Genomic DNA, 12,930 nt, shown 5'->3' with positions numbered 1-12,930 from the left:
CGTGTACCTCACAGGGTGGTAATGTTGAGACGTTCTACGGCGAGGGTAACACCTGTGCCGTAAGCGGGGTCGGCCTTCGTGCAAAATTCGATGTAGCGCTGCTTAACCTCGGGACGGGCATCCCCCATTGCACGGGCGGTATTGTCGAAAAGGACCTGCTGCTCTGCCGGATTCATATTGCGGAAAAGTTCGCCAGGCTGCTCGTAATAATCATTTTCAACACGGTGATCCCACCATGTTGCATCGCCCTCGAGTGGCAGTGGGGGCTCCTTCCGCTCGGGTTCGTTACCAATCCAGGCGCCCTTGGAATTCGGCCAGTAGGTGGGCGTTGCGCCAAGATTGCCATCGGTGCGCATCTGCCCGTCGCGATGATAACTTTGGAATGGGCACTTCGGTGCGTTGATCGGAATATGGTTGTAGTTGACACCCAGGCGGTAGCGCTGGGAATCGCCGTATGAAAAGAGGCGCCCCTGAAGCATCTTGTCGGGCGAGTAGCCAATGCCCGGAACAACATTTGCGGGCGAAAAAGCAACCTGTTCTGTTTCAGCGAAATAGTTTTCCGGATTTCGGTTTAGCACGAAATTTCCGACTTCTATCAGCGGGTATTCCGCTTTAGACCACACCTTGGTGAGATCGAACGGATTGTGCCGGTGATGGCGCGCCTGCTGTTCCGTCATCACTTGAATGAACAGCTTCCACTTTGGGAAATTGCCGGCCTCGATATTGTCAAAGAGGTCCCGCCCGTGGCTCTCGCGATCCTTGCCGACAAGAGCTTCGGCTTCTTCATCCGATAGATTTTCGATCCCTTGCTGAGTTCGAAAATGGAACTTAACCCACACGCGCTCATTTGCGGTGTTTACAAATGAAAAGGCATGACCGCCAAAGCCATGCATGTGGCGAAAGCTTCTCGGAATCCCGCGGGAGGACATAATGATCGTTACTTGGTGAAGGGCTTCCGGAAGGAATGACCAAAAATCCCAGTTGTTATCCGCGGATCGGATGCCCGTGCGGGGATCACGTTTGATCGCGTGGTTGAGATCAGAAAAACCGAGCGGGTCCCTGAAGAAGAAGACCGGTGTGTTATTGCCAACGACATCCCAGTTTCCTTCTCCTGTGTAAAATTTTAATGCGAAGCCACGGATGTCACGTTCTGCGTCGGCCGCGCCGCGTTCGCCAGCGACGGTAGAAAATCGCGCGAACATGGGTGTTTGCTTTCCGATCTCGGAGAAGATCGCCGCCTTAGTAAAGCGTGTGACGTCATGAGTCACGGTGAAGGTACCGTGCGCGCCCCATCCTTTTGCATGCATGCGGCGTTCAGGGATTACTTCGCGGTCGAAATGCGCCAGCTTTTCGATCAACCATATGTCTTGTAGTAGAGCCGGCCCGCGGGGCCCAGCGGTTTGGGTGTTTACGTTGTCAACCACCGGTGCACCTGTGGCATGGGTGAGTTTTGGAGCGTTTTTTGTCATGAACAATGATCCTCTGGCCCCAGGACGATCTTAAAATTAGTGTCTTTACCGTCCACGATTTTCGGTGAGCGACTGGTTATGAGGATAGCGATGTTGTGACTTGAGGGCATGTTATACGCTGCAAATTTGTGTGAAAACCTGTCGATATTTCTTCGCGAAATTTCATAATCCTTTACTCCCGCGGATTTTGTTTCATTACCTGCGGCTTACGAATCGGCCTACAGTGACCAGGCACCGGGCGGTGACCTGAGCCCCTGATTTTCCTCCAAATTTGGTGCAGTCCGTTACACTGAGGAGACGGACAGCATGAAGCATTCGCGGTTTACACACGAACAGAACATCGGGATATTGAATGAGCCGGAGAGCGGCCTGAGGACGGCAGACGCAAGCACGGAATATCCGAAGCGACTTTTCACAATACAACGAAGTTTGGCGGCATGGAGGTTTCCGATGCCCGCAAGCTGAAGGCTCTGGAAGATGAGAACGCCAAGGTGAAGAAGCTGCTGACCGAGATGATAATGCTATTTTGAAGGATGTCGCTTAAAAAAAATTATGGTCCGCCCCATCCGTGCAGCGACATCGCAAATGACGATTCCAGTATCATAAATGTATCCGGCCTGTCGCGAGTGGGCTGCCGTTGCAGCCAGGCCATGATGAGATACGCACACGCCGTTTCCAATAAATGGTTCGGGCACGAAGGCCGCTTTTTTTGAACAGGACTTACGGCGTGTTGATCCACTGTTTCGTCATCACTATTCCCGAACTTGCAATCGAGCCAGGAGCGTCGGGTGATGCAGGATCCCTGTTCGTAGAGTTCTCCAGGCTTGGTCAGTGCGCCCCAAACAGTCCGGGCGATCTTAGCGACAAGTGCAACGACGGCGTTATTGGGATGCATCCGAGCTTAGAGGCAAGCCAGCTTCCCAGTCGATCACTCGTTCGATCAAGACGCCGAAAGCAGGACCAAGCGCCATGGACAAGCAGTTTGCGAATAGCGGTTTCCCCACTTGCTGATGCCGAGAAGCTTCTGCTTTCCACCGGTCAAATATTCTCGACGGACAAGACCAAGCCAGGCAGTCAGGTCGCGGGCTCTCTGGAACTGGCGACACTGCCAACCGCCGCCAGAAGTGCGGTGGCTCCCAAGGCTCCAATGCTTGTCATAAGCCGCCGCGCAACATCTTCCCGATCGGCGATCGAAGCGATTTCTTTCGTGACCTCACCTATGCGCTGTTCCAATTGACCGAAGTCGGCAATAGGCCAGCGATCCACTTGGGCATGGCAGGGGAAAGATCTTTTGATGCGTCCTAAATCACCTGCGGTAGGTCAAGCTTGAACAGGCCCGCTCCTTGCCGCCACGCGCCGTATTCGAGGTAGGACGCTCGTATCTGATTGTCATTCGTGTGCGTGTTGCCTGACTCTGGACCAGACTAATACCTGAGAATGTAGTTTCAGACATTGAACTTACGCTTCAGATAAGGCTCTCGATCGTTATCGGAAGTTCTCGGATTCTTTTCCCAGTTGCGTGAAAAATCGCATTTGCTACTGCCGGAGCGATTCCAACAATGGCGATTTCGCCTAGCCCTTTCACGCCAAGTGGATTAACAATGGTATCGTCTTCATCAATGAAGTGCGCTTCAAGGTGGGGCGTGTCGAGGTTTACCGGTACAAGATAATCAGCTAAATGCGCGTTGATGGGGCGGCCATCCCTGGGATCGAGCACAGTCCGCTCCATAATGGCCATGCCGATTCCACCAATCATACCGCCAATGCATTGGCTCCTTGCAAGCTTTGGATTAACCACTCTTCCCACACCATATGCGCCAACGACGCGCCTCACGCGAATAATCGCAACGTCGGGGTCAACAGCCACCTCGGCGAAAACGGCACCAAACGAGTGCATAGAGTAGGACCTGGAGGCGCTTGGATCTCGCGTTACATTTGCTGATCCTACAATCTCGGCGAGGCCGCTATCTGCCATGATCAAACTGTATGAAATACCGCCAGTCTCGCTTCTTTTTTCAAAAAGAGCTCCGTTTCTCCAGTCGAGCACATCGGCCTTCCGTCCGGCAAACTTCCCTTTAGTCGAGATCGCTTCTTCGAGAGCTTTAGCCTGCACGTCTAAACACGCGGCTCTTATAGCAGACCCGACAGAGGCCATTGTTTGCGATCCCCCGTGCGGGGGAGTTGACGGAAAATCCGAGTGTCCGAGACTGAACCGAATTTTTTCTACTGGCAATCCGAGATACTCGGATGCGACTTGTGTCATCGACGTGTAGGTACCAGGACCCATGTCACTTGCTGCCGCTTCGATCTCCGCGATCCCGTTAGGAAGAAGTCTCACGCGGGCACTGGCAGGACTGAAAAAGCTCGGATACGCGGCGGAGGCCATCCCGTAGCCGATAAGCAGGCGGCCATCTCGCATCGAGCGCGGATCCGGAAGCCTTCTTTCCCAACCGAACCTTCTCGCGCCGACTTCGTAGCATTTCAGCACCGAACGGCTGGAAAAGGGAACGTTGCGGCTTTGATCGAGCTTCGGCTCGTTGATCTTGCGAAGCTCTACGGGATCCATGTTCAGCTGATAGGATAACTCATCAATCGCGCATTCAATGGCGTGCATTCCGCTAGCTTCGCCTGGCCCTCGCATGTAGGTCGATGTGCTGGTATCGAACTGCATCAGGCGGTATCGGGTTCTCACGTTAGGGCAGGAGTACATAAAGGTCGTCACGGATGTCAGTGCCTCTATATACTGTTCGTACTTGCTGGTTTCTCCCGCCCCCTCGTGGATTATGCTTGTAAGTTTACCGTCACGCTCCGCAGCCAAGGCGACCCGTTGAATGGTATATGGCCGGTGACCAGTGGTAAAAAACATCTGTTTCCGGGTCAGGACGAGCTTTACCGGACGCCCCACCTGTTTTGCAGCCAATGCCGCTAGCGTCACATGTGGCCAGGTTCTGAGGCTGCTACCAAATGCGCCGCCTATAAAGGGGCAAATGACTGTTACGTTTTCGGCGGGAATTCCAAAAATCGCCGCGATTTCCGCCTGCTCGTTGACGATGAATTGGCTTTTGCTCCAAAGCGTCACTTTGTCTCCGTCCCAAGATGCTACCGTCGCGTGGGGCTCCATTGGATTATGGTTCTCACGTGCCATCACATAGTCGACGTCTAGCTTGATATTTGCTGCATCAAATACCGCGTCGGCGTATCCTCGCTCACTGTCGGCCTGAACTCGGCTACCCGGTTTACGCGTCGCATCTGGTATGATGAGTTCGCCCGTCTTAGTATGGGAGGGCACTTGGGGTCGAAGGGCGTCGTAGGTAATTCTCAAAGCGTTTGCGCCGCGCTCTGCTTGTTCAAGTGTCTCGGCGACTACCACCGCCACCGGTTGTCCGAAGAACCTGACCCGACCATCCTGGAGCACGTGCAGACGTTCGCCCACCGCCGGATCAATGCCGGAACGATGTTCAGCATAGGGAAGTTCAGCGGCGTTAAGATGAGTGATGACCGCAAGCACACCAGGCATCTCCTCGACTTCGCTCGTCTGCATCGAAGTGATCCGTCCAATGCCGGCACTACTGCTGACGACCACGGCGTACGTCTGGTTGGGTTGGTTGAATTCGGCCGAGTAGGTAGCCTTTCCCGTTACTTTCAAACGGCCGTCTACCCGGGAAACGGTTTCTCCGATCGATCTTATGGTCATGCTTTCTCTCCTGCCAACTCGAGCGCCCGGATGATCGTCGCAGGGAGGAGCTTGGCTTTAAATCCGTTTCCTGAAAGGGGGCGGACACCTTCCAGCGAAAGTGCCGCTGCAGCCTCAAAAGCGGCTCGCGACGGTTTCTGCCCGTGAAGGGAATTTTCGACCAGTCGCATACGCCACGGTTTTGTCCCCACGCCACCAGCGGCCACCCGCGCTTCGCGAATGGTCCCATCTACAATGTGGAGGGCGGCAGCGGTCGAAACGAGGGCAAATTCATACGAAGACCGATCGCGAACCTTCAGATACCTTGCTGTTCTCGCATAGGCACCTGAGGGAATCCTAATTTCGACAATCAATTCGCTTTGCTGCAGCGTATGTTCCAGATGAGGAGTGGCGCCCGGAAGGCGGAATAGGTCCTCCACGAGAAAACTGCGCGCTCCTTTCGCTCCTCGCACGACCATCGACGCGTCGAGCGCCACTAGTGAGACAGCTAAGTCAGAGGGATGAGTTGCAACGCATTGATCGGACGTTCCAAGGAGCGCGTGTCCGGCATTGTGGCCTTCCAGGGCAGAGCAGCCGGAGCCAGGAACGCGTTTGTTGCAGCCAACATCGAGCATGCGGAAGTAAGGACAGCGCACGCGTTGGAGCAAGTTCCCTCCAATCGAGGCGGCGTTTCTCAACTGCGGGGACGCGCCTTCGACGAGAGTTTCAGCGATGAGTGGCTGCAAGGCTCGCACGTCTGAGTTCGCTGCCACTTCCGACATTCTCGCCAATGAGCCAATTACGATTGAGCCGTCGATCACGCGGATATAGTCAAGGGGAAGATGATTGACATCTACTAGACGATTTGGCCGTTCGATCTCCTCGCGCATCAGGTCCACGAGCGTGGTTCCACCTGCAATGTACCTTGCACCACCTGCGGCAGCCGCGATGGCCTGTTTCTCGCCAGCGGGCCTTTCCAATGTAAAGGGGATCATGTCCTCTCGCCCTTCGCGGCCTGCTCAATTGCTGCTATGATTCCAGGATAAGCGCCGCACCGACAGATATTCCCGCTCATCCATTCACTAATGTCGTGCCTCGAACCTGCATGCCCCTCGTTTATGCAGGCAAGGCCTGACATAATCTGTCCCGAGGTGCAGTAGCCACATTGGAAACCTTCGTGCTCAATGAACGCGTCTTGCAATGGATGAAGATTATCTCCCGCTGCAATACCCTCAATAGTGGTAATCTCGGAACCGTCATGGAGGACTGCAAGTGCCAAACAACTGATTATCCGTTGGCTGTTTACATGGATCGTGCAAGCCCCACATGCGCCCTGATTGCACCCCTTTTTCGTTCCAGTCAGAGCGAGGCGTTCCCTGAGCAGATCTAGGAGAGACAGCCGCGTATCGATTTCAAGACAAACCCGCTGCGAGTTGATTGTGAAGCACACTGCGGCAATGTGTGGCGCCGCCAACCCCACGTCATCCGCAAACGCCGCGTCCCTCGATAGCGGAAGTGTGGCGACGGCAGCGCTGCCCGACAAGAGCAAGATTTCGCGTCGGAGGAGTAAGAGTCGATCATTATGTCGCGGGGACTCAGAGAGCTCGTCGTCCATATTCTCGTTGATTGAGTGCGTCACGATGGCTTCCCTTCAGTAGTGTCGAAAGAAACTCGGTGCCCGTGGAAGCATGCAACCTAGGGGCTAGGGTTACTAAAGTTACCGTAGTCATTGGCTTTAGCCGGATGCGGAAAGAATGTTTGTCACTTAGAACGTTCAGTGAGGAGCTGGGTCAAGGATAGCGATATTCCGACCATAGGGCGTGTTAAGCGTTGCAAAATTGCGTGAAAGCCTGCCCATGGCCTCGCAGAAATCCACTTCCGCCTCGTGTGCTTGCTGGTAAGGCTCCACAACTACTGAACTCGATTGCAGCCACGTACCGTTGGTATCGCATCCGCGTGAGATTGCATGCCTAATCCTTGAAGCCGCAAGCCGAAAGCCGAAAGCACAACGAGTTCCGCTGGTAGGGTTGTTGATGGGAATTATCCATCGACCGAACGCGGTCTACGAAACCTTTTGATGATTTTGCGAATTGCTCGACACGGCGACCGCCGTCATTCCTCAGGGCAAAGTCCAACGTGACCTGGAAACCGTCGTTCAACATGTAGGCGTGATCAATGCGCATGCCAGTATCGGCCGACCAACGGCAAAACGCCGACGTTCCTATTGGCTCCGCAGGGAGGTAAATATAAGCTATAGTTGATTTCCTTTGCCGATTTGGCCGAGCGCTAACTCGACGTCCATTCGGGCGACCTGGAAGCTAGTAACCCACAATCCCGGCCTGACAGCGGTGGCTAACGCACGCCAAAGGTTATGGATGTTCAGTCATTCGTGCTCAGCGCCCGCCCGCGCACTGCGGCGGATAGCCTGAGGTGGCTGTCCGAACGCGCGCAGGAATGCCCGGCGCATGCGCTCCCTATCGGCAAACCCGGTTTCGGCCGCGACGTACTCTATGGGGTGACGACTTTGTTCCATCATTAGCCGGGCGGCTTCCAGACGCAGATGTTCGACCGCCTTGGCAGGAGACTGTCCGGTTTCTGACCGAAAGGCACGGCTAAACTGACGAGGACTGAGATGTGCGACATTAGCTAGTTGCTCGACCGACAGAGCCGACTTGAGATTCTTCCTGGCGTAGTCGAGGGAGCTCTGGATGCGATCGGATTTAGCATCCATCTTGAGCAGTTCGGAATGCTGGGACTGACCACCTGCGCGGCGGTGATAGAGGACAAGCTTCTGGGCTACCGAGCGAGCGAGCCCTTGTCCGTAATCCTTTTCGACCATTCCGAGGGCTAGATCGATTCCAGCACTCATGCCCGCTGACGTCCAAATGGTTCCGTCAATAATGAAGATCCTGTCGTCCTCCATCTTCACCTTCGGATAAAGATCCTGTAGCTCGCGAGCAGACAACCAGTGAGTGGTCGCTCGCTTGCCGTCGAGGAGGCCCGCCTGGGCAAGTACAAACGCCCCGGTGCAAATTGAAGCGGTTCTTCTTGACGCCATGCTTGCCCGACGGGCGAAGTCTATCATTCTGGCTGATGCCTCGAAGGTTTCCATGCCGCCACCGAAGATGACGGTATCGAAATTGGCATCGTCGAATGCCGCGGTATGGGCCGTGAGCCCATGCGAACTGCGGATCGGACCACCCTCCTCAGAGAGGACGTCGATCTGATAGACATTTTCGCCCGCAGAGACATTAGCGAACTCGAATACTGAGATTGCCGCCAGAAACATAAGCTGAAAACCTGGGACGAGGACAAATCCAATGCGCTGCATACTCAGTTCCTATGGCCTGAAAAGTTGCATATACGACATTTAAGACGAGCGCGATAGAGCGTAGGTTCTCTTGGCGGCAAGCAATCAAGCGGGCTTCAAAAGAAGGGTCACGGTCATGAACACGACTGTACACAAGGGAACGGCACTCATCACAGGCGCGTCCTCCGGGATAGGTGCGGTCTATGCAGACCGTTTAGCCCGACGCGGCTACGACCTTATCGTTGTTGCACGTAGCGGAGACAGGCTGAAGGAGCTCGCTGAACGTATCACTGACGAAACGGGACGTTCCGTCGAGACACTTTCCGCTGATCTGACGAATACAAAGGACCTGGCACGTGTTGAGCATGTGCTTCGTACCGACGCAAGCATCACGCTCATCGTCAACAACGCTGGTGTAGGAGCGACTGCGCCACTTCTACAATCTGACATCGCGAAAATGGAGGCCATGGTGGCATTGAATGTCACCGGACCGATGCGGCTGACCTATGCCGTTGCACCCGGATTCGTATCACGCGGCACAGGTACGATTATCAACATCGCGTCGATCGTTGCCATTGCTCCTGAGGTTCTCAACGGCGTCTATGGTGGTAGTAAGGCTTTCATATTGGCCTTTAGCCAATCCCTTCATCACGAGCTCGCCGACAAGGGCGTTCGGGTACAGGCGGTGCTCCCCGGCGCGACCGCGACCAACTTCTGGGATGCTGCAGGCCTTCCAGTCGCCCAGCTGCCCTCCGAGATTGTTATGTCCCCCACGGACATGGTCGATGCAGCACTTTCCGGGCTCGATCAGGGCGAACTGGTAACAATCCCCTCATTGCCAAACATCGCCGACTGGAAAGCCTTCGACACTGCTCGATTGACGCTCGGCCCTAACCTGTCGCATGCGGCTCCCGCAGCTCGCTACAGGGCTTGATGCTACGAAGTGAATCATGGCTGTCCATTTAATGGCAGCCATGATTCTATACGTTGTCATGCATCCGGCGCTTCAAACGAAGGCGCGCATTTTTTCGCTAAAGACGATGCCTGCCTGAGGGTGCGTGATACGGCGCACGTCAGGCACAAGCGACCCCGTTTTGGTTCTTGGTGCCTTCACGTTGGCTGAAGCCATTTTTGGCGCAAGGATTGAAGCTATGAGGCTCAGGTAGGGTTATTTGGAGGAGTTGTGAATCGTCTCTACTTTTTCTGCCAGCACCTGAGATTGCAGACTGGAAAGCGTGAAGAAAGAAACGACAAGCCCAATGGCCATCATATGATGGTGCCGTCTGAGTGGGCGGCAGCCACTTCATCTATTTTGCACGCAATCGGACGTTTTCAATCCTGCCGCCGCAGTTAACACAAGACATTGCGTAGTAAGGCGGCTTATCGAACTTTGGCGTTTAACGACTTTGAAGGGCTGTTGGACTCAAAGCGGGATTGGCCCGTGGGTTTTTACGTTCTCCATGGACACACACGTCTGGAAGCTCCTGACGTTTCCTCCATCGAAAAACAGCGAGCGGGTTAGCTCGTTGTACTCTGCCATGTCCTTCACGTTCAGCATTAGTATGAAATCCATTTCTCCAGTGACGTAATAGCATTGCTGCACCTGCGGACAGCGCATGAAGCGATCCTTCATCGCATCCAGAAGATCCAGTCTTTCATTCTCCGTCGTGACATGAACAATAATCGTCAAGGGGCGCCCAACAGCGACTTCGTCCAGGACGGCAATCTCGCTTCTGATGACCTTTGTTTTGCGCAGGTGCTGAAGCCGTCGAGCCACTGCAGGCGGTGAAAGCCCGATCGCGTCGCCAATGACGCGCTGCGACAGCTGATTGTCAGCCTGAACCATCCGTAAGATCTTGAGGTCGAACTCATCGAGGGCGGCAGCAACAGAACCAGCCATATTTACCCCCTCCTCTGCAATTTTCTTGCAACAGTTACCGAAAATTAGAGCACAAAGAAAGTTCATTTTGCAATATTCTCTCGGTCATCAATCAGTGAGGACGCGATGATCCATTTTCATACCCCAACGCACGCGCAAATTAGGGACGTCGACAAATCGCTCCTTGGCGTTTCGGCTCCCAGACTTGTGCGACCTTACCTCTCCTTGTGGAGCGATCAGCGAAGCACGCCGCTCGTGCCCCTAACGGAGATCGCCGAAGACACTCAAGTCGAGAGCATTGTTATAAAGGACGAAGGACAGCGGCTGAGCCTGGGCAGCTTTAAGGCTCTCGGTGGCGCCTACGCGGTAATGATACTATTCAAAAGAATACTGGAAGAGCACTTCGGCGAAGAGGTTTCCCCCGCCCAACTCGTTTCCCCGACCGCACGCGATTTTGCCTCGCGCATCACCTTCTGCTGCGCGACTGATGGAAACCATGGAAAGTCCGTTGCGGCCGGCGCTCGTATACTAGGCTGCCGCTCGGTCATTTTCGTCCACGAGGGTGTGACCGAGTCCCGGTCAGAAGCCATCGGTGCCGACCAAGTGATCCGCGTCAAGGGCAACTACGATGTTTCTGTCAAAGAAGCCGAGCGTGTCAGCAAGGAGCGAGGCTGGCTTCTCGTTTCCGACACCTCATGGGAAGGATACGAGGAGATCCCATCGCTAGTCGCGCAAGGCTACACCATTCTTGCTCAGGAAACTCTTGAGCAGATGGGAATGCTCAACATCGACCCGCCGACCCACGTCTTTCTTCAGGCGGGCGTCGGGGGATTTGCGAGCAGCGTTTCGCTGCATCTCAGCGAAGTGCTTGGTTACAGAAACATTCGAACGGTTATCGTTGAGCCAGACCGCGCCGCCTGCCTATTTGCCTCCGCACAGGCTGGCCAGCTGACATCTTTCACGCCCACCGAGCCGACCATCATGGCGATGCTCGAATGCTATACCCCCTCGCTGGTCGCTTGGCGGATCCTGAGCGCGAGCGCGAGCGCGTTCGTGACGGTGACTGAAGATCAGGCCAAAGAGGCCATGCGGATGCTGGCGTTCCGCGATCACCCTGTTGTTAGCGGTGAAAGCGGTGCTGCAGGACTTTCCGGCTACCTAGCGGTCGCCCGCGATCCAGAGGCTCGTCGAACACTTGGGCTCGATCCCAAGAGCCGAATTCTCCTCATCAACACCGAAGGGGCAACCGACCCTGCGTCTTACGAAGCCATCGTTGGACTAGCCCCGAACGACGTCCTTGGGAAAACCGCCAAATATTCTGACTGACCCTGCGGACGTAAATGTAATGCAAAAAGCAAGGGAACATATCATGAGCGCCATCAAAATCCCGCTGAGAGGCTTCACGCCGACCGAGTTCGAAGGTCGCGTCGAGCGCGCAAGACAGATCATGCATCGCCATAAGTTCGATGCCCTGCTGGTCTCCTCGCCGCCGAACGTCCGCTACTTCACCGGCTTCGATTCACAGTTCTGGGAAAGCCCGACCCGGCCGTGGTTCGTCGTCGTGCCGCTCGAGGGCGATCCGGTAGCCGTCATTCCGGAGATCGGCGCGCCGGAAATGGCTCTAACGTGGATGTCGGACATCCGGACATGGCAAGCGCCAAATCCAAGCGATGACGGCATTTCCCTCCTGAAATCCACGATCGAAAGCTTCCCACGTCGTTACGGTCGCCTTGGTGCCGAGCTTGGGCGTGAGATGGCGCTGCGCATGCCCGTCTCTGATTTTCTGCGGCTGCGCGATACGCTAGCGCTCGAGATCGCCGATGGTGCTCCTTGCATTTGGGACATCCGCATGGTCAAGACCGCAGCGGAAATCGAGCATATTCATTACATCTGCCAACTTGCCAGCGACGCTTACGAAGCGTTGCCGACAAGCATTTCGATCGGAGAAAGCGAACGGGAAGTGGCGCGCAAGCTTCGGATCGACATCGCCCGGCGCGGTGCGGATTCGACTCCGTTCATGCCGGCAATCTCCGGACCCGGCGGCGTGGCTCAAATCGTCTGCGGCCCACATGATCGCCTTATTCAGAACGGCGACGTCCTCTTCATTGATACCGGCTCGACATTTGACGGTTACTTCTGCGATTTCGACCGCAACTATGCGATCGGCACGATCTCTGACGACGCAAAGCGCGTCCACGATGCGCTGTGGCTAGCGACAGAAGCGGGTATCGCCGCGGCGGTGCCTGGTGCAAAGACGGACGATGTCTTTCGGGCGATGGCGAAGATTATCGAAGGGGCGGGCGCGATTGGCAACAATGTTGGGCGTCTCGGGCACGGCCTGGGCCTACAGCTGACGGAGCCGCCTTCCCACAGGCTCGGCGATGAAACCGTGATCGTTGAGAACATGGTGCTGACCATCGAGCCCGGCATGGAATATGCGCCGGGAAAAATGATTGTCCATGAAGAGAACATTGCCATCACCAAGGACGGTCCGCGGCTTCTGACCAAGCGTGCGCCGCGGGAGATGCCGACGATCCGGTAACGTCTTTGGAAGAATGCGGGGGAGGACAACTCCAATGCCGGTCGGGTGGTCCGCCCG

Annotated in this window: 9 protein-coding genes and 2 pseudogenes; 4 read left to right on the top strand and 7 right to left on the bottom strand. The window is 55.3% G+C overall.

Translation table 11 applies throughout. From position 1 onward, the window contains the following. Window positions 1–8 precede the first annotated feature (8 nt). Entirely contained in the window at window positions 9–1,469 is a 1,461-nt protein-coding gene (locus ACP7E6_RS21205; RefSeq protein WP_426231698.1) for a catalase, read from the bottom strand. A gap of 306 nt (window positions 1,470–1,775) precedes the next feature. Between ACP7E6_RS21205 and ACP7E6_RS21200 the strand changes: the two are divergent. Beyond that, a pseudogene (locus ACP7E6_RS21200) lies at window positions 1,776–1,990 on the top strand (transposase); the annotation flags it as partial. Window positions 1,991–2,409: 419 nt separating this feature from the next. On the opposite strand, the pseudogene ACP7E6_RS21195 reads toward ACP7E6_RS21200, so the two are convergent. From ACP7E6_RS21195 to ACP7E6_RS21175, 5 genes and pseudogenes are all read right to left on the bottom strand, one after another. Further along, a pseudogene (locus ACP7E6_RS21195) lies at window positions 2,410–2,562 on the bottom strand (transposase); the annotation flags it as partial. A gap of 372 nt (window positions 2,563–2,934) precedes the next feature. Further along, the gene (locus ACP7E6_RS21190; RefSeq protein ID WP_426231697.1) at window positions 2,935–5,163 is read right to left on the bottom strand and encodes a xanthine dehydrogenase family protein molybdopterin-binding subunit; all 2,229 of its coding nucleotides are present in this window, start codon (window positions 5,161–5,163) and stop codon (window positions 2,935–2,937) included. Then, window positions 5,160–6,137, bottom strand: coding sequence for an FAD binding domain-containing protein (locus ACP7E6_RS21185; protein WP_426231696.1), 978 nt, complete (start codon window positions 6,135–6,137; stop codon window positions 5,160–5,162). Before ACP7E6_RS21185 ends, ACP7E6_RS21190 begins: the two co-directional genes overlap by 4 nt. Beyond that, window positions 6,134–6,757 (bottom strand): (2Fe-2S)-binding protein, encoded by a 624-nt coding sequence (locus ACP7E6_RS21180; protein WP_426231762.1) that lies wholly within the window; start codon window positions 6,755–6,757, stop codon window positions 6,134–6,136. The genes ACP7E6_RS21185 and ACP7E6_RS21180 overlap by 4 nt, the downstream gene beginning before the upstream one ends. A gap of 768 nt (window positions 6,758–7,525) precedes the next feature. Next, window positions 7,526–8,473 (bottom strand): GlxA family transcriptional regulator, encoded by a 948-nt coding sequence (locus ACP7E6_RS21175; protein ID WP_426231695.1) that lies wholly within the window; start codon window positions 8,471–8,473, stop codon window positions 7,526–7,528. Between the two features lie 115 nt (window positions 8,474–8,588). On the opposite strand from ACP7E6_RS21175, the gene ACP7E6_RS21170 reads away from it, so the two are divergent. Continuing rightward, the gene (locus tag ACP7E6_RS21170) at window positions 8,589–9,386 is read left to right on the top strand and encodes an SDR family NAD(P)-dependent oxidoreductase (RefSeq protein WP_426231694.1); all 798 of its coding nucleotides are present in this window, start codon (window positions 8,589–8,591) and stop codon (window positions 9,384–9,386) included. Between the two features lie 489 nt (window positions 9,387–9,875). On the opposite strand, the gene ACP7E6_RS21165 is transcribed toward ACP7E6_RS21170, so the two are convergent. Next, window positions 9,876–10,352 (bottom strand): Lrp/AsnC family transcriptional regulator, encoded by a 477-nt coding sequence (locus tag ACP7E6_RS21165; protein WP_426231693.1) that lies wholly within the window; start codon window positions 10,350–10,352, stop codon window positions 9,876–9,878. Between the two features lie 105 nt (window positions 10,353–10,457). Here ACP7E6_RS21165 and ACP7E6_RS21160 point away from each other — a divergent pair, with 105 nt between their 5' ends. After that, window positions 10,458–11,657: a diaminopropionate ammonia-lyase gene (locus ACP7E6_RS21160; protein WP_426231692.1), complete on the top strand. Its 1,200-nt coding sequence runs from the start codon at window positions 10,458–10,460 to the stop codon at window positions 11,655–11,657. A 43-nt stretch (window positions 11,658–11,700) separates the two neighbouring features. After that, complete coding sequence (locus tag ACP7E6_RS21155; protein ID WP_426231691.1) at window positions 11,701–12,873, top strand: M24 family metallopeptidase; 1,173 nt, start codon at window positions 11,701–11,703, stop codon at window positions 12,871–12,873. Window positions 12,874–12,930: the final 57 nt, after the last annotated feature.

Source organism: Pararhizobium sp. DWP3-4, assembly GCF_049898205.1.
Taxonomy (GTDB): domain Bacteria; phylum Pseudomonadota; class Alphaproteobacteria; order Rhizobiales; family Rhizobiaceae; genus Pararhizobium.
The sequence above is the reverse complement of the archived record's forward strand: the minus strand, read 5'-3'. Positions and strand labels throughout refer to the sequence as shown.